Source organism: Streptococcus oralis (genome assembly GCF_026782345.1).
Lineage (GTDB): Bacteria > Bacillota > Bacilli > Lactobacillales > Streptococcaceae > Streptococcus > Streptococcus oralis_CK.
In genome coordinates this window covers 1,045,107-1,060,755 of sequence record NZ_JAKUWI010000001.1, presented here as the reverse complement: position 1 = coordinate 1,060,755, position 15,649 = coordinate 1,045,107, and the positions used below count along the sequence as shown (strand labels likewise).

The window sequence follows — 15,649 nt, the reverse complement described above, 5'->3', positions numbered from 1 at the left end:
CAACAGGAAACAGGAGAATAGAATGCAACTAAAAAATAAAAATATCTTTGTTACAGGTTCAAGTCGTGGTATCGGACTTGCCATTGCTCACAAATTTGCCAAACTAGGTGCGAATGTAGTCTTAAATAGCCGTGGAGCAATCTCAGAAGAATTGCTGGCTGAGTTTTCAAACTACGGTGTCAAAGTAGTACCGATATCAGGTGATGTTTCAGACTTTGCAGATGCCAAGCGTATGGTAGATCAAGCGATTGCAGAACTCGGTTCTGTCGATGTCTTGGTCAACAATGCTGGGATCACTCAAGATACGCTTATGCTCAAGATGACCGAAGAAGACTTTGAAAAGGTGATTAAGATCAATTTGACAGGTGCCTTCAACATGACGCAAGCAGTCTTGAAACAGATGATCAAGGCACGTGAAGGTGCGATTATCAATATGTCCAGTGTGGTCGGTTTGATGGGAAATATCGGACAAGCCAACTATGCAGCTTCTAAAGCAGGTTTGATTGGTTTTACTAAGTCAGTTGCACGTGAAGTTGCCAATCGCAACGTACGAGTAAATGCTCTTGCACCAGGAATGATCGAGTCAGATATGACTGCTGTTTTGTCTGATAAGGTTAAGGAAGCGACATTGGCCCAAATCCCAATGAAACATTTCGGACAAGCAGAACATATCGCAGATGCTACAGTGTTCCTGGCTGGACAGGATTATTTGACTGGACAAGTTCTCGCTGTTGATGGCGGACTTAGCATGTAAAAAATAAGGAAAGATATAGGTAAGACAGATGAAACTAAATCGAGTTGTAGTAACAGGTTACGGATTGACCTCTCCTATCGGAAATACTCCAGAAGAATTTTGGAACAGTTTGCAAACTGGGAAAATCGGAATTGGAGAAATCACTAAGTTTGATCACAGCGAATTTGCTGTGCACAATGCGGCAGAAGTTCAAGATTTCCCATTTGATAAATACTTTGTCAAAAAAGATACCAACCGTTTTGATAACTATTCTTTGTATGCCTTGTACGCAGCTCAAGAAGCGGTGACAAATGCAAATCTTGATGTGGAAGCAATTGATAAAGATCGTTTTGGTGTCATCGTGGCTTCTGGTATTGGGGGAATTAAAGAAATCGAAGACCAAGTTATCCGTCTTCACGAAAAAGGCCCAAAACGTGTTAAGCCATTGACACTTCCAAAAGCCTTGCCAAATATGGCTTCGGGAAATGTTGCCATGCGCTTTGGAGCAAACGGTGTCTGTAAATCAATCAATACAGCCTGTGCCTCATCAAATGATGCTATTGGCGATGCCTTCCGTTCAATCAAGTTTGGTTTCCAAGATGTCATGTTAGTAGGTGGATCAGAATCATCTATCACTCCTTTTGCCATCGCTGGTTTCCAAGCATTGACTGCCCTATCAACTACAGAAGATCCAACTCGTGCTTCTATTCCGTTTGACAAAGACCGTAATGGTTTTGTGATGGGAGAAGGTTCTGGAATGCTGGTTCTTGAGAGTCTTGAACATGCTGAAAAACGTGGAGCAACTATCTTGGCTGAAGTAGTTGGTTATGGAAATACCTGTGATGCTTATCATATGACTTCACCTCATCCAGAAGGTCAAGGTGCAATCAAGGCAATTAAACTAGCTTTGGAAGAAGCAGAAATTTCTCCAGAACAAGTGGCTTATGTCAATGCCCATGGAACTTCAACTCCTGCTAATGAAAAAGGAGAAAGTAGTGCCATTGTAGCTGTTCTTGGTAAAGAAGTACCAGTATCTTCAACCAAGTCCTTTACAGGACACTTACTTGGTGCTGCAGGGGCAGTAGAAGCCATCGCTACAATTGAAGCCATGCGTCATAACTTTGTACCAATGACAGCTGGGACAAGTGAGTTGTCAGATTATATCGAAGCGAATGTTGTTTATGGAGAAGGCTTGGAGCAAGAAATCCCTTATGCCATTTCAAATACCTTTGGTTTTGGTGGACACAATGCGGTTCTTGCTTTCAAACGTTGGGAGAATAAATAATTATGAATTTAAATGAGATCAAGGACTTGATGGCTCAATTTGATCAATCAAGTTTGAGAGAATTTTCTTATAAAAATGGAACGGATGAATTGCAGTTCAGCAAGAATGAAGCAAGGATGGCTTCTGAAGCGCCAGCTCAAGTTGCTACAGCGCCAACTGCAGTAGCTGCAAGTGCCCCTTCAACTCCAGTAGAGAGTTCAGTAGAAGAAGCTCCAGCACCAGCTGAAACGACGGTTGCTCCAGAGGGTGATGTTGTTGAGAGCCCACTTGTAGGGGTGGCTTACTTGGCCGCTGGACCAGATAAACCTGCCTTTGTCACAGTCGGAGACAGTGTTAAAAAAGGTCAGACTTTGGTGATCATCGAAGCCATGAAAGTCATGAATGAAATCCCTGCACCTAAAGATGGTGTGGTGACAGAAATTCTCGTTTCAAATGAAGAAATGGTTGAGTTCGGTAAAGGATTGGTGCGTATCAAATGATCGATATTCAAGGAATCAAAGAAGCTCTACCCCATCGCTACCCCATGCTCCTAGTGGACCGTGTCTTGGAAGTGAGCGAGGATACCATTGTTGCCATTAAAAATGTGACCATCAACGAACCTTTCTTCAATGGTCATTTTCCTCAATACCCAGTCATGCCAGGTGTTCTTATCATGGAAGCCTTGGCCCAGACTGCTGGTGTCTTGGAATTGTCCAAACCTGAAAATAAAGGGAAACTGGTCTTCTATGCTGGCATGGACAAGGTTAAGTTCAAGAAGCAAGTTGTACCAGGTGATCAATTAGTCATGACGGCTACTTTTGTCAAACGTCGTGGTACGATTGCTGTGGTTGAAGCAAAGGCTGAAGTAGATGGTAAGCTTGCAGCGAGTGGTACTCTTACCTTTGCAATTGGAAACTAAGGAGGTTCTCCATGTTTCGTAAAATTTTAATTGCCAACCGTGGTGAGATTGCGGTTCGCATTATTCGAGCTGCGCGTGAATTGGGCATTGCGACCGTAGCAGTTTATTCAACTGCTGATAAGGAAGCTCTTCACACACTCCTAGCGGATGAAGCTATCTGTATCGGACCTGGTAAGGCGACAGAGTCTTATCTCAATATCAATGCGATTTTATCTGCTGCAGTCTTGACAGAAGCAGAAGCCATCCACCCAGGTTTTGGTTTTCTTAGCGAAAACTCCAAGTTTGCCACGATGTGCGATGAAGTGGGGATTAAGTTTATCGGCCCTTCTGGCGCTGTAATGGATACCATGGGAGATAAGATCAATGCGCGTGAGCAAATGATCAAGGCTGGGGTTCCAGTTATCCCAGGATCTGATGGTGAAGTTCACACAGCTGAAGAGGCCCTTGCGGTTGCTGAAAAAATTGGCTATCCAGTCATGCTTAAGGCATCGGCAGGTGGTGGTGGAAAAGGAATTCGTAAGGTTGAAAAGGCAGAAGACTTGGTCGCAGCATTTGAGACAGCGTCCAGTGAAGCCAAGGCCAACTTTGGAAACGGCGCTATGTATCTTGAGCGTGTGATTTATCCAGCTCGTCATATCGAGGTCCAAATCCTTGCTGACCAAGAGGGACACGTCATCCACCTAGGAGAACGGGATTGTTCTCTTCAACGAAATAACCAAAAGGTCTTAGAAGAAAGCCCATCCATTGCGATTGGCAAAACCCTTCGTAATGAAATTGGTGCTGCAGCCGTTCGTGCAGCAGAGTCTGTAGGCTATGAAAATGCAGGGACGATTGAATTTCTTCTCGATGAAGCCAGTGGCAATTTCTACTTCATGGAAATGAATACTCGTGTGCAAGTTGAACACCCAGTCACAGAGTTTGTTTCAGGTGTTGACATCGTGAAAGAGCAGATTCGCATTGCTGCCGGGCAACCTTTACCTTTCAAACAAGAAGATATTGTCCTACGAGGTCATGCTATCGAGTGCCGGATCAATGCGGAAAATCCAGCATTTAACTTTGCTCCAAGCCCAGGTAAAATTACCAATCTCTATCTACCAAGTGGAGGAGTTGGATTGCGTGTAGACTCTGCAGTCTATCCAGGTTATACCATTCCTCCCTACTATGATAGTATGATTGCCAAAATCATTGTTCATGGGGAGAATCGTTTTGACGCTCTTATGAAGATGCAACGGGCACTTTATGAGCTTGAGATTGAAGGAGTACAAACCAATGCGGATTTCCAGCTGGATCTAATTTCAGACCGTCGGGTTATCGCTGGGGACTACGATACTTCCTTCCTGATGGAAACTTTCTTGCCACATTACCAAGAAAAAGAATAGACTTTCAAAGAGTATGAGAACTAAAAGGGGGATTTATGGCTCTATTTAGTAAAAAGGATAAGTATATTCGGATCAATCCTAATCGATCCGTAAGGCAGGCACCACAAGCCAAGCCGGAGGTGCCTGATGAACTCTTCTCCAAGTGTCCTGGATGTAAGCACACCATTTATCAAAAGGACCTTGGGAGTGAGCGCATTTGTCCCCATTGTAGCTATACTTTCCGTATTTCAGCCCAAGAGCGCTTGGCTCTAACAGTTGATTCTGATAGCTTTGTGGAGATGTTTACAGGAATTGAAACTCAAGATCCCTTGAACTTTCCTGGTTACCAGAAAAAACTGGCTAGCATGCGTGAAAAAACAGGACTGGATGAAGCTGTCCTGACTGGTACAGCTAGCATCAAGGGGAAAAAAGTTGCCCTTGGGATCATGGATTCTAACTTTATCATGGCTTCTATGGGAACCGTTGTGGGTGAAAAAATCACGCGCTTGTTTGAGTATGCAACGGTAGAAAACTTGCCAGTTGTACTTTTTACAGCTTCTGGTGGTGCCCGTATGCAAGAAGGGATTATGAGCTTGATGCAGATGGCTAAGATTTCTGCGGCAGTTCAACGTCATTCCAAGGCAGGACTTTTTTACCTGACTATTTTGACGGATCCGACAACAGGTGGAGTAACTGCTTCCTTTGCCATGGAGGGTGACATTATCCTAGCAGAACCCCAGAGTTTGGTTGGTTTTGCAGGGCGTCGTGTTATCGAAAATACAGTTCGTGAGACCTTGCCGGATGACTTCCAAAAGGCAGAGTTCCTGCTTGAACATGGATTTGTGGATGCAATTGTCAAACGGAGAGAACTACCAGATACAATTGCTAAATTAGTGAGATTGCATGGAGGAAGCCGCGGATGAATATTGCAAAAATAGTCAGAGAGGCACGCGAGCAGAGTCGTTTGACAGCCCTTGATTTTGCCAATGGAATCTTCGATGAATTTATCGAATTGCATGGAGACCGTTCTTTCAGAGATGACGGTGCGGTCATTGGTGGAATTGGCTGGTTAGGTGATCAAGCAGTAACAGTCGTCGGAATCCAAAAGGGAAAAAGTCTTCATGACAACCTCAAACGGAACTTTGGGCAACCCCATCCAGAAGGCTATCGCAAGGCTCTTCGCTTGATGAAACAGGCAGAAAAATTTGGTCGTCCAGTTGTAACCTTCATCAACACTGCTGGAGCTTACCCAGGTGTTGGAGCTGAGGAACGTGGACAAGGGGAAGCAATCGCTCGAAACCTGATGGAAATGAGCGACCTCAAGGTTCCAATCATCGCGATTATTATCGGTGAAGGAGGGTCTGGAGGTGCATTAGCACTAGCCGTTGCTGACCGTGTCTGGATGCTGGAAAATTCGATCTATGCCGTGCTCAGTCCAGAAGGCTTTGCCTCTATCCTTTGGAAGGATGGAAGTCGTGCCATGGAAGCAGCAGAGTTGATGAAGATCACTTCACACGAACTCCTAGAAATGGGAATCGTAGATAAGGTCATCTCAGAGGCAGGTCTTTCCAGTAAGGAACTGCAAGCTCACCTTAAAAATGAATTGCGTGCAGAGCTTGACCGCTTGCAAAGCTTAGCTTTGGAAGGGCTTCTCAAAGAACGTTACCAACGCTTTAGAAAATACTAAGAATGACTAAATGAGACTAGAAAGGTCTCATTTTTTATGGAAAATGCTATTCAGAGTGAAAAATTGGCAGTTGAGGAGATAGACTATAAAATAGACAAAAAAGATGTATACTATAAATATGAGCCTACAACAATCTATTTTAAGAAAGTACTTGCAATGACAGGTACAGAGACATTTACAGTTCTTTCATCTGAAGAGTTAGACCAAATTTCAGGTGGTCGAATGATTTGGGCAGTTGATGATAGACATTGGGATTCGCCATATGCATATAGTTTAGCAACAGAGTGGAGTACAATACTGAATCATGCGACTAGACGTGCTTATGGTATTACCTATTGATAAATTAAAGGGGTAAGTATGAAAAAACTAGGGCATTTGGGAGTCTATACATCACTGGTATTTCTATCGGTTTATCTACCAGAGTTAGGGATTATGTATCTGACTAAGTTTTTAGGATGGGGGATAGATGGCTATTCTATCTTTTCAACAGTTGAAGTAATAGCTCTTTTGCTAATATTTATCTACTGGCTCAAAAAGGAAGACATGCTCTATATTTTTGAAAAAAAGGGTTCAAAGAAGTCAAGATTCTTTTACCTTGTAGTTGGTCTAGTGGCTACTTATTTTATTCGTCAATTGGTGGATGCTTTTCAATTACAGTTTTATCACTTAATTGATAACAAGTATATCTTTCAAGACCTTCTTTCGATTCTATACTCCAATGGGCAACCAACTTTTCTATCAACTGTTCTCAGTTTTAGTTTAACAGTAATCGTCGGACCTATATTAGAGGAACTGATTCATAGAGGGTATTTTATGAATACCTTTTTCCCCCAGTCCAAGTACTATCTGGATGTTATTCTATCTGCTCTTATCTTTGGACTTAGTCATTTGATCCTAACTCACCGAGATCCTATCAGTTTGATTATTTATAGTTTAGGCGGTTTCTTCTATGCCCTTGTCTACCGTTGGACAAAGAACTTAAAAATTACCATCCTGTGCCATAGTTTTTTCAACTTTCTCATTTATGCAAAACCCATCTGGATTTTTGTTTATAATTATATCTATTATCATTTTTTTAGATAGTAGGAGGCAAAAAAAGTGTTTGATAGCTGTCAAACACTTTTTTTAATTTGAGTAGAAGATAGAGAAATCTTTTTTACAATTTCTTGTTTTTCAATGAGTAAAGCTACCATTCAGGTTGAAAAATTGACAGTTGAGGAGATAGAATATAAAATAGACAAAAAAGAAGTATACTATAAATATGAGCCTACAACAATCTATTTTAAGAAGGTACTTGATATGACAGGTACAGAAACATTTACAGTTCTTTCAACTGAGAACTAGAGCAAACTTCAGGTAGTCTTGCTGTTTGGGAAGATGGATATGGTAGATGCTTATATTATAGAGAATTTGCCCCCTATATGGGGCAAGGGGCACTTAATTCTTATAGAGATGCTTGGAAGTACGGCTTCCGAGCAGGATAATCTTTCAAAAAAGTACGATGAGAAACACAAAGAAACTAAGACAATTTGGAATATTTTTGCTTATTATTTTACTATCTACCTATTTACCACAAACAATTGGATTGTATGTGGCAATCATTTTAGGGTTAGGCGCTGATGTCTATTCTCTTATTTTAACAATAGGATTAGTAGGAATTTACCTTCTATTAATTTGGTGGTTAAAAAAGCAAAAGATGCTCTTTATCTTTGAAAAAAAGAGCTGGAACTGGTCATTTGTCTTCTACTTATTTGCAACTTATGTGGTTTATCAGATTCTCGGTAATTTTTGGACACGCTATGCTCATTTAATTAATCATAGGAATATTCATGATGAGTATTTTACCGTGGTTCTTTCAAATGGACAACCAACTTTTTTATCGACTATCTTATCTTTTGTCCTGCCTGTGATCATCGGTCCTGTTTTTGAGGAGACTCTTGATAGAGGGTATTTTATGAATACCTTCTTTCCTAAGTCAAAGTACTATTTAGATGTCATCTTATCAGGCCTTATCTCTGGACTTAGTCATTTGATACTATCTCACCGGGACCCAATTAGTTTATTATATTATAGTCTGATTGGTCTCTTTTTCGCTCTTGTTTATCGTTCTACCGACAATCTGAGATTAACGATTCTCTGCCATAGTTTTTTTAACTTTCTCAATCATGCAAAACCTATCTGGATTTTTGTTTACAATTATATCTATTATCGTTTTTTTAGATAGTGGGAAGTAAAAGAAAAAGTGTTTGATATTTGTCAAACACTTTTTCTTTTTACTGTTCTTCTGTTACAAACTGGCTGAGCAGTCCATTGATAAAACGAGCAGATTTTTGATCTGAGAAGTCCTTTGCAAGTTCGATAGCTTCGTTAACAGCAACCAACTGAGGGGTGTCAAATGAAGTGATTTCAAAGACTCCCAAGCGAAGGAGGTTTCTCTCCACGAGCGTTAAACGCTCGATGGTCCAACCTGCTTTTAAATGCTGTGTGATTTGCTTGTCTAGTTCTTCCTTTTTAGCTTGAACACCAGAAACGAGCTCTGTCAAAAAGGCTGGAAGTTGCACATCCGTATCTTCACGATTATGAGTATAGGCGAAACGACAAGCAGTTTCGACATCCGTACCGAACTCAAGGCTCATGAGAGCTTGAAAAGCGCATTTACGGAGTTGGCGTCTAGATTCTAATAGTGGACTAGTCATTGAGGAAGTCCTCATCAAATAGATCTTTCAATTCTGGTTTTGGTGTTTTATCTGGGACGATACCTGCAACGTGGATATTGATAGCAGCGAGTTCTACATCAGCCATATTGCGGACTGCATCTTTAACAGCTTTCTGGATAGCAACAGCTACCTTAGGAACTTTTACTCCGTACTCAAGGTAGAGATAGATATCAGCTGTGAGTTCTTCGTCCACGTTTTTTAGATAAACACCACGGCCAAGAGAAAGTTTTGAAAGGGTGTCAGATACTGATTTGTTTGAAAAAGAGTGAACACCCTCTACTTTTGCAGTAGCAATAGCAATGATTTTTTCAAGTACACGTGGGGCGATAACGATTTCGCCAAGTTGTTCTTCAATTCCCATAGAATGACCTCTTTCTAGAGATTAGGCACGAGAAACGTAAGTTCCTTCTGCAGTGTTGATAACGAGTTTTTGTCCTGCTTCGATGAAGTCTGGAACGTTTACGACAAGTCCAGTTTCCATCGTTGCTGGTTTACCAGAACCTGTAACAGTAGCGCCTTTGATAGATGGTTGAGTTTCTGCAACTGTCAATTCAACAGTAGTAGGAACAGTGACACCGATCACTTCAGTTCCGTAGAATTGGATTTTCACATCAGAGTTTTCAAGGATGTAAAGCAACTCGTTTTCAACGTTGACTACAGGGATTTCGTACTGGTCGTAAGTTTCTGTATTCATGAAGTATGCTGTGTCATCCATTTTGTACAAGTATTGAGCTGGGACAGTCTCGATAATAGCTTGTTCAAATTTTTCCTCTGGACGGTAGCTTGTATCAAATGTAGAACCAGTACGGACATCACGCAATTTCATACGCATGATCGTGTTTCCTTTACCTGGTTTGTGGTGACTAGCTTCCAAAACGCGGATCAATTTTCCGTCTGCAGTTTCAAATGTCATACCAGCTTTCAATTTGCTTGCTTCAATCATGTTTTTACCTCTTTAATAAAATAATTTACTCTTTATTGTACCATAAAAGACAACATTACTCAAATGTCAGAAGGAGCTTAATTAGTTGACTGGTACGATATTTCCATCTTCGTCTTTAGTAACGAGGACGTATTTTCCATCGACTTCGATGTAAAAATTCTTGCTGGCAGTTTGTCCAGTATTTTGAGCTGGTGCTTGATTTTGGACTTGTTGGCTTAATTGACCACCGAGAGTTTGGCCGAGATTCATGCCCATAAACATGTTCATCCCATTGCCATTCCCCTCATTGGCAGCTGCAGCAATAAGCGCTTCGTTTCGAGCACGGCGTTCTTCGATTTCAATCGTGTTGTACTTCATTGCCACGAGCTCACTATCAAGCTTGCGAACGATATCAAGACTTTCTTGGTCGTAACTGAGGTCTTCAAGCAAGATATTGGTTGCTTCAATCCCGTAGAGACCTGTCCAAACCTTGTTGACCTCTTGTTTAGCGAGTTCGTTAAAGGTGTCTTGATTGGCATTTAGGCTATAGATATCAACCTTGTTTTCGTTGGTATATTTGGCGATGGCAATCGCGATTTTCGGTGCGATATTTTGACGGAGCGTTCCTTGAGCTACATCTTGGAGAGTAAATGGCTGTCCGTCAGTAATTTGACGGCTAACAGAACTCACGTAGAAGAGGACTGGATCTGCTATTTTTACATCAAACAAGCCATAGAAACGGATGTTGAGCAGTTGTTGGTAACGTTCGCTGAAGTATTCGACCGCATTTTGTGTGCCGAACTTATTACCTGCAATAGGTTGCATGCGGATAAAGATAATTTCCTGTTGGGTGATGACTTGTCCACCAAAAGAGAAACGGTTTTTAAAGTTTTCCCAAGTGCCTTTTAAACCACCTTTTTCAAGGAGCCAGGCGTTATCACCAGCTTGCCATTCGTGGCTACCAGCTTCGAGGACTTCACCAAGGAAGGTACCGTTGTTTACCAAAACAGCGGTATAACCTTGAGGAACGATAACCACACTGCCATCTGACAAGAGGCCTGTATTTTGATTGCTGTGACGAGAACGTCCATCTGGGTCTTTTGTGAGTAATTGACCCTTGACGGCCAAGGCATCGCCAGAGACATTATCTGGAAGGACAATGGCTTCCTTGAATTTACTATCATTAAAACTATTTAAGCCTGCTGATAAGGCTGCACGTATAAATCCCATAATTCCTCCTAATTATAAAGCTCGTCTTCATCCACAACATCATAGGTATCGAGTACCCATTGGTTTGGACTGCGAGAGAGATTGGCACCACAGTAGTCGCACTCGCTAACGGCAGAGATTTTCAATGGGGCGCCACAGTTTGGACAGTGGTCGCTCACAACTTCGTCTGGATTGACTGCTTGCGTTTGGCTACCGTGTTGACGGATAAAGTTTAATTGATACACGGTGAAGAGATCTTTTTTAGGGTCTCCTTCAATGACACGGCGAGTCTCATCGTCAATGACATAGTCTCGTAAAATTGATGATAGAATCACCACTAAGGTATCGTTTCCGTCAGGATTTTCAATGAACTCCTTGATGCGAACATTTTCGATACAAACTTTCTCTAAAACATTAGTTGTTTTAGCACGAATATGGTCTTCGAGTTGGGTACTGTGTTGAGAGTAGAGACTGGTACTTTCTAAAGCTCGGACAGAGTTCCAATTTTTCTCAGTCCAGGCAACTTGCAATTTAAGGTAGACTTCCTTAACCCAAGATGTGAAGGCTACCGCGTCAAAGTTTGGATCCCCATATTTCACACGACTAATGGCCAGTGTGTTGTGTTCAACTCGACGATGGAGCGTTTGATAATCATTACTAGTGTAGGTTGAACTCGAATCTCCAGACTTATTCTGTAATGATTTGACGATAACAACTAGTATGATTCCTCCGACTAATATGAACATAAATCCTAGATAGGGAGAGCTAGCAGAACTGTCAGAGGATGATCCATATCCAGAACGGTAGTAGTGGTAGGATGATCCGCCAGAACGACTTCCACCTCCACTTGAGCGGCTGCTACTTCTGGAGCTACTGCGGCTACTCCCTCCACTTCTGGAATGTCCGACACCCGCATCAACGATTTGAGGCACGGATAGAAAAACAAGTAATAAACAGGTCATTAAAAGAGCATAAAACTTTTTCATGTGTCTCCTAACTATATGATTGAACAGGTAGAATTCTGAATTCGAATGATTATTAAACTATTAATAACCTTTAAAATAATCTAAGATATACTAGGCGTTATTTACTAGCATTTAGCTTCTTTATGGAATGGCGTTCGATGAGCCATCCCACAATCCATCCTATTGCTAGCAAGTAATTTTCAAAAGCACCGATAGCATTTACAGGAGAGTGATACTCCATATAATTGAGTAAGTGATTTGTTCCTATTCCAATTCCGCCAATAATGAGAGCAAGAAGTGCGATTCGTAGATAGAACCAATCGTATTTAATATTGATAGCGAGAATAATAATCAATACAGCTAAATTCCATATTCCAATTTCTCGTTGCCAACCAGCAGATATTCCGTACCCGGAGTGGCTTCCCATGTACGATGGAAAGAAAATTTGTAGTATAGAAGCGCCTAACATAGCGATGATGACTAAGACAAATAGCAATCGTAAAAATTTGTTCATTTATTCTCCTTGTCTCATTCTCGTCTTAAAAGTAGAAAAAAGTGTATAAAGAGTAAATTACTCACTTTCTTTCAACTTCGCCAATTCTTGTGCAAGGAGTTTAAGGGCGACTTGTGGGTTGGCTTGGCCTTTGGTTGCTTTCATAAGGAATCCTGTGAAGGCCTTGTCTGCGTTGCGTTTGCCTGACTTGAAGTCGGCAACGGCTGCTTCATTATCCGCAAAGACTTGGTGGATGATTGGGATCAAGACATCTGGATCAGAGATTTGCACCAAGCCTGCTTTTTCCACGTATTCACGCGCGCCACCACCATTTTTAGCTAGGTGGACAAAGACTTTCTTGGCAATCTTAGAAGAGATCGTGCCGTCTTCGATGATGGCAATCATTTCTACTAAGTTTTCTGGTGTCAATTCGATTTGTTCCAGTGTTTTACCTTCGGCGTTCAAGAACTGAGCGACTTCGCCTTGGAGCCAGTTAGAGACTTGTTTGGCATCGCCACCGAGGGCAACAGCTTTTTCAAAGAAGTCAGAAGTGACTTTGTTTGCAGTCAACTGGCTAGCATCGTAGTCTGACAAGCCAAGATCAGATACGTAGCGCGCACGGCGTTCTTTTGGAAACTCTGGCAATTCTGTTCGCATTTCCTCAATCCACTCGTCTGAGATTTCAAAGAGTGGTAGGTCTGGTTCTGGGAAGTAGCGGTAGTCTGCAGCACCTTCTTTGACACGCATGAGGATAGTTGCCTTGTTAGCTTCATCGTAACGGCGTGTTTCTTGGCGAATTTGACCACCTGAGCGAAGGATTTCAGCTTGACGTTGAACTTCGTATTCAAGACCCTTACGAACATTTGAGAAGGAGTTGAGGTTCTTTAACTCAGTCTTGGTACCGAATTTTTCTTGACCGTAAGGACGAAGGGAAATGTTGGCATCCACACGCATAGAACCTTCTTCCATCTTAACGTCAGAAATACCAGCGTACTGGATGACTTCCTTTAGGGCAGTTAGATAAGCATAGGCTTCTTCTGGGGAACGCATGTCTGCTTCAGATACAATCTCAATCAAGGGCACCCCTTGACGGTTGAGGTCAACATAAGAGTAGCCATCTGTACCGTGGGTGTTTTTACCTGCATCTTCTTCTAAGTGAGCACGTTCAATACCAATTTTCTTAGTCGTACCATCTTCTAGTTCCACTTCGATCCACCCATTGTAACCGATTGGCTCATCAAACTGGGAAATTTGGTAGGCTTTTGGATTATCAGGGTAGAAGTAGTTCTTGCGGTCAAAGTGCATCTTTTTGTGGATGTCCATGTTGAGGGCAAGAGCAGCTTTGATACCGGCATCGACAACACCTTTATTGAGAACCGGAAGTACTCCTGGGAAAGACCAGTCAATCACGTTAGTGTTGGCATTTTGGTCATTTCCAAAGTGGGCAGAAGTAGGTGAGAAGATTTTTGAATTGGTGTTGAGCTCTACGTGGACTTCAAGTCCAATGACTGTTTCAAAGTTCATTAGTTGTCACCTCCAAAAATCACGGGTTGTTGTTTGTGGTAGTCTGTTGTTGCTTCAAAGGCAGCAGCAGCTTGGTAAATGGTTTCCTCAGAGTACTTAGGACCGATCAATTGGAGACCGACAGGTAGACCTTGAGAGAATCCAGCAGGAATTGAAATTCCTGGAAGACCAGCTAAGTTGACTGGGATGGTCAAAAGGTCAGCTAAGTACATGGCAACTGGGTCGTGGTTGAGTGAGTCCAAATCATAGGCAACGCTTGGAGCAGTTGGTCCCAAAATCAAGTCGTAATCCGCAAAGACGTTTTCGAAATCTTGGATGATGAGGGTACGGACCTGACCAGCTTTCTTATAGTAGGCATCATAGTAACCTGATGAAAGGCTAAATGTTCCAAGCATGATACGGCGTTTCACTTCTTCACCGAAACCTTGGCTACGGCTGTTTACATAGATTTCATCAAGATTAGTCGCATCCTCTGCGCGGTAGCCGTAACGGATACCGTCAAAGCGTTGCAAGTTTGAGGAAGCTTCAGATGAAGCGATAATATAGTAAACGGCAACACCGTATTTAGAATGAGGAAGGCTGACTTCTTCAACGATGGCACCAAGTTTTTCAAAGTGTTTGGCTGCATTCAGAATGGTTTCCTTAACCTCTGGGTCAATCCCTTCACCAAGGTATTCCTTAGGCAAAGCAATTTTCATTTCCTTGATGTCTTGACCAATTTTTGAAGTAAAGTCGGCAATGCGGACAGGAGCAGAAGTAGAGTCTTTAGCATCTTCGCTGGCAATAGCATTGAGCAAGAGGGCATTTTCTTTAACAGTTGGTGCAAAAGGTCCAATCTGGTCTAATGAGCTACCGAAGGCAATGAGACCGAAACGAGAAACCGTTCCGTAGGTTGGTTTGAGACCAACGATCCCGTTGAAGGCGGCAGGTTGGCGGATGGAACCACCAGTATCAGAACCAAGTGACAAGCGGACTTGCCCAGAAGCTACAGCTGCGGCAGAACCGCTTGATGAACCACCAGGAACCTTGCTGTGGTCCCAAGCATTTTTAGTGGCACCATAGTGGGAAGTCTCACCTGATCCACCCATGGCAAACTCGTCCATGTTGGTTTTTCCGACAACAATCATACCCTTAGCTTTGGCATTGGCAACGGCTGTTGCATCAAAGATTGGCTCGTAGTTGTAGAGCATTTTTGAGGCAGCGGTTGTAAGAATACCGTCTGTAGAGATATTATCCTTAACAGCCAGTGGAATTCCTGAAAGGACATTATCCGCGTCAATTCCAGCTTCATCAATAGCTTTAGATTGTGCAAGGGCTTGCTCTTCTGCGATAGTGACAAAAGCGTTGATAGTTGTCTCGCGAGACTTGATATCTTCTAGCGTGGCTTGTGTCAATTCAGTTGCAGAAATTTCCTTAGAGACAAGGAGATTGTGCAAGTCTTCAATAGTTTTGTTATTAAAAGTCATTAGGCATCTCCTCCATCATCTAGGATAGCTGGTACCTTGATATAATAATTTTCTTTTTCAGGTACGTTTTTAAACAAGCGGTCACGGTCTGTTCCTTCTTCGGCCACATCAGGGCGGAGTACAGTTTTGCGGTCTGCCATGGTCGTAGTAGGTGCGACACCAGTTGTGTCGACTTCGCCCAGCAATTCAACCATGTCAACAATCTTAGACAAGGTTGTCGCAAAGGCAGCAGTTTCTTCTTCAGAGAATCTTAATTTTGAAAGATTGGCAACGTGTGTTACCTCTTCTTGCGTAATTTTCATCTTGCATCCTTTCGTGAAATGATGATTTTTAGTCTGTTCTATTTTACCATATTTTCCTATAAATAAGGGAGCCAAACTGAAAAGAAATAG

Annotated in this window: 19 protein-coding genes and 1 pseudogene; 11 read left to right on the top strand and 9 right to left on the bottom strand. The window is 42.2% G+C overall.

Annotated features, from left to right (window positions below; all coding sequences use genetic code 11):
- The first annotated feature begins 22 nt into the window (after positions 1 to 22).
- The 11 genes and pseudogenes from fabG to MK405_RS05205 all read left to right on the top strand — a co-directional run bounded on the left by fabG (position 23) and on the right by MK405_RS05205 (position 8,185).
- Positions 23 to 754, top strand: a complete 732-nt coding sequence (fabG, locus tag MK405_RS05255; RefSeq protein ID WP_084853560.1) for a 3-oxoacyl-[acyl-carrier-protein] reductase — start codon at positions 23 to 25, stop codon at positions 752 to 754.
- 28 nt (positions 755 to 782) lie between these two features.
- Entirely contained in the window at positions 783 to 2,018 is a 1,236-nt protein-coding gene (gene fabF / locus MK405_RS05250; protein WP_268704499.1) for a beta-ketoacyl-ACP synthase II, read from the top strand.
- Positions 2,019 to 2,020: 2 nt separating this feature from the next.
- Positions 2,021 to 2,497, top strand: a complete 477-nt coding sequence (gene accB, locus MK405_RS05245; protein ID WP_084872558.1) for an acetyl-CoA carboxylase biotin carboxyl carrier protein — start codon at positions 2,021 to 2,023, stop codon at positions 2,495 to 2,497.
- The gene (gene fabZ / locus MK405_RS05240; RefSeq protein WP_000565515.1) at positions 2,494 to 2,916 is read left to right on the top strand and encodes a 3-hydroxyacyl-ACP dehydratase FabZ; all 423 of its coding nucleotides are present in this window, start codon (positions 2,494 to 2,496) and stop codon (positions 2,914 to 2,916) included. Before accB ends, fabZ begins: the two co-directional genes overlap by 4 nt.
- Positions 2,917 to 2,927: 11 nt before the next feature.
- Positions 2,928 to 4,295: an acetyl-CoA carboxylase biotin carboxylase subunit gene (accC, locus tag MK405_RS05235; RefSeq protein ID WP_268704498.1), complete on the top strand. Its 1,368-nt coding sequence runs from the start codon at positions 2,928 to 2,930 to the stop codon at positions 4,293 to 4,295.
- 35 nt (positions 4,296 to 4,330) lie between these two features.
- Entirely contained in the window at positions 4,331 to 5,197 is an 867-nt protein-coding gene (gene accD / locus MK405_RS05230) for an acetyl-CoA carboxylase, carboxyltransferase subunit beta (RefSeq protein ID WP_268704497.1), read from the top strand.
- On the top strand, positions 5,194 to 5,961 hold the full coding sequence (locus MK405_RS05225; protein ID WP_268704496.1) for an acetyl-CoA carboxylase carboxyl transferase subunit alpha: 768 nt from the start codon (positions 5,194 to 5,196) through the stop codon (positions 5,959 to 5,961). The genes accD and MK405_RS05225 overlap by 4 nt, the downstream gene beginning before the upstream one ends.
- A gap of 36 nt (positions 5,962 to 5,997) precedes the next feature.
- Positions 5,998 to 6,300 carry a hypothetical protein gene (locus MK405_RS05220; protein WP_268704495.1) on the top strand — a complete coding sequence of 101 codons (303 nt, stop codon included), beginning with the start codon at positions 5,998 to 6,000 and terminating at the stop codon, positions 6,298 to 6,300.
- 18 nt (positions 6,301 to 6,318) lie between these two features.
- Positions 6,319 to 7,044 carry a CPBP family intramembrane glutamic endopeptidase gene (locus tag MK405_RS05215; protein WP_268704494.1) on the top strand — a complete coding sequence of 242 codons (726 nt, stop codon included), beginning with the start codon at positions 6,319 to 6,321 and terminating at the stop codon, positions 7,042 to 7,044.
- A 216-nt stretch (positions 7,045 to 7,260) separates the two neighbouring features.
- A pseudogene (gene briC, locus MK405_RS05210) lies at positions 7,261 to 7,445 on the top strand (biofilm-regulating peptide BriC).
- A gap of 17 nt (positions 7,446 to 7,462) precedes the next feature.
- The gene (locus tag MK405_RS05205; RefSeq protein ID WP_268704493.1) at positions 7,463 to 8,185 is read left to right on the top strand and encodes a CPBP family intramembrane glutamic endopeptidase; all 723 of its coding nucleotides are present in this window, start codon (positions 7,463 to 7,465) and stop codon (positions 8,183 to 8,185) included.
- A 49-nt stretch (positions 8,186 to 8,234) separates the two neighbouring features.
- Here the strand turns inward: MK405_RS05205 and nusB are convergent, their stop codons facing one another.
- The 9 genes from nusB to gatC form a co-directional block, all read right to left on the bottom strand.
- A complete protein-coding gene (gene nusB, locus MK405_RS05200; protein WP_268704492.1) occupies positions 8,235 to 8,657 on the bottom strand; it encodes a transcription antitermination factor NusB in 423 nt (140 codons plus the stop codon).
- Positions 8,650 to 9,039 (bottom strand): Asp23/Gls24 family envelope stress response protein, encoded by a 390-nt coding sequence (locus tag MK405_RS05195; RefSeq protein ID WP_000510584.1) that lies wholly within the window; start codon positions 9,037 to 9,039, stop codon positions 8,650 to 8,652. The genes nusB and MK405_RS05195 overlap by 8 nt, the downstream gene beginning before the upstream one ends.
- A gap of 21 nt (positions 9,040 to 9,060) precedes the next feature.
- Positions 9,061 to 9,621: an elongation factor P gene (gene efp / locus MK405_RS05190; RefSeq protein ID WP_000568640.1), complete on the bottom strand. Its 561-nt coding sequence runs from the start codon at positions 9,619 to 9,621 to the stop codon at positions 9,061 to 9,063.
- 81 nt (positions 9,622 to 9,702) lie between these two features.
- The gene (locus tag MK405_RS05185) at positions 9,703 to 10,830 is read right to left on the bottom strand and encodes an SPFH domain-containing protein (protein WP_000505819.1); all 1,128 of its coding nucleotides are present in this window, start codon (positions 10,828 to 10,830) and stop codon (positions 9,703 to 9,705) included.
- 8 nt (positions 10,831 to 10,838) lie between these two features.
- On the bottom strand, positions 10,839 to 11,795 hold the full coding sequence (locus MK405_RS05180) for a zinc-ribbon domain-containing transport protein (protein ID WP_268704491.1): 957 nt from the start codon (positions 11,793 to 11,795) through the stop codon (positions 10,839 to 10,841).
- A 97-nt stretch (positions 11,796 to 11,892) separates the two neighbouring features.
- Positions 11,893 to 12,288 carry a hypothetical protein gene (locus tag MK405_RS05175; protein WP_001031998.1) on the bottom strand — a complete coding sequence of 132 codons (396 nt, stop codon included), beginning with the start codon at positions 12,286 to 12,288 and terminating at the stop codon, positions 11,893 to 11,895.
- Positions 12,289 to 12,345: 57 nt separating this feature from the next.
- Entirely contained in the window at positions 12,346 to 13,791 is a 1,446-nt protein-coding gene (gene gatB / locus MK405_RS05170; protein WP_001008649.1) for an Asp-tRNA(Asn)/Glu-tRNA(Gln) amidotransferase subunit GatB, read from the bottom strand.
- Complete coding sequence (gatA, locus tag MK405_RS05165; protein WP_268704490.1) at positions 13,791 to 15,257, bottom strand: Asp-tRNA(Asn)/Glu-tRNA(Gln) amidotransferase subunit GatA; 1,467 nt, start codon at positions 15,255 to 15,257, stop codon at positions 13,791 to 13,793. The genes gatB and gatA overlap by 1 nt, the downstream gene beginning before the upstream one ends.
- Positions 15,257 to 15,559, bottom strand: coding sequence for an Asp-tRNA(Asn)/Glu-tRNA(Gln) amidotransferase subunit GatC (gene gatC, locus MK405_RS05160; RefSeq protein WP_000705420.1), 303 nt, complete (start codon positions 15,557 to 15,559; stop codon positions 15,257 to 15,259). Before gatC ends, gatA begins: the two co-directional genes overlap by 1 nt.
- Positions 15,560 to 15,649: the final 90 nt, after the last annotated feature.

Bases quoted from the DNA above. Each gene is read 5' to 3' on its own strand.
- MK405_RS05175 (WP_001031998.1), bottom strand. From the start codon at position 12,288: ATGAACAAATTTTTACGATTGCTATTTGTCTTAGTCATCATCGCTATG.
- MK405_RS05215 (WP_268704494.1), top strand. From the start codon at position 6,319: ATGAAAAAACTAGGGCATTTGGGAGTCTATACATCACTGGTATTTCTA.
- gatB (WP_001008649.1), bottom strand. From the start codon at position 13,791: ATGAACTTTGAAACAGTCATTGGACTTGAAGTCCACGTAGAGCTCAAC.
- MK405_RS05185 (WP_000505819.1), bottom strand. From the start codon at position 10,830: ATGGGATTTATACGTGCAGCCTTATCAGCAGGCTTAAATAGTTTTAAT.
- MK405_RS05180 (WP_268704491.1), bottom strand. From the start codon at position 11,795: ATGAAAAAGTTTTATGCTCTTTTAATGACCTGTTTATTACTTGTTTTT.
- efp (WP_000568640.1), bottom strand. From the start codon at position 9,621: ATGATTGAAGCAAGCAAATTGAAAGCTGGTATGACATTTGAAACTGCA.
- accD (WP_268704497.1), top strand. From the start codon at position 4,331: ATGGCTCTATTTAGTAAAAAGGATAAGTATATTCGGATCAATCCTAAT.
- fabZ (WP_000565515.1), top strand. From the start codon at position 2,494: ATGATCGATATTCAAGGAATCAAAGAAGCTCTACCCCATCGCTACCCC.
- accC (WP_268704498.1), top strand. From the start codon at position 2,928: ATGTTTCGTAAAATTTTAATTGCCAACCGTGGTGAGATTGCGGTTCGC.
- fabF (WP_268704499.1), top strand. From the start codon at position 783: ATGAAACTAAATCGAGTTGTAGTAACAGGTTACGGATTGACCTCTCCT.
- accB (WP_084872558.1), top strand. From the start codon at position 2,021: ATGAATTTAAATGAGATCAAGGACTTGATGGCTCAATTTGATCAATCA.
- MK405_RS05220 (WP_268704495.1), top strand. From the start codon at position 5,998: ATGGAAAATGCTATTCAGAGTGAAAAATTGGCAGTTGAGGAGATAGAC.
- fabG (WP_084853560.1), top strand. From the start codon at position 23: ATGCAACTAAAAAATAAAAATATCTTTGTTACAGGTTCAAGTCGTGGT.
- MK405_RS05205 (WP_268704493.1), top strand. From the start codon at position 7,463: ATGAGAAACACAAAGAAACTAAGACAATTTGGAATATTTTTGCTTATT.
- gatC (WP_000705420.1), bottom strand. From the start codon at position 15,559: ATGAAAATTACGCAAGAAGAGGTAACACACGTTGCCAATCTTTCAAAA.
- MK405_RS05225 (WP_268704496.1), top strand. From the start codon at position 5,194: ATGAATATTGCAAAAATAGTCAGAGAGGCACGCGAGCAGAGTCGTTTG.
- gatA (WP_268704490.1), bottom strand. From the start codon at position 15,257: ATGACTTTTAATAACAAAACTATTGAAGACTTGCACAATCTCCTTGTC.
- nusB (WP_268704492.1), bottom strand. From the start codon at position 8,657: ATGACTAGTCCACTATTAGAATCTAGACGCCAACTCCGTAAATGCGCT.
- MK405_RS05195 (WP_000510584.1), bottom strand. From the start codon at position 9,039: ATGGGAATTGAAGAACAACTTGGCGAAATCGTTATCGCCCCACGTGTA.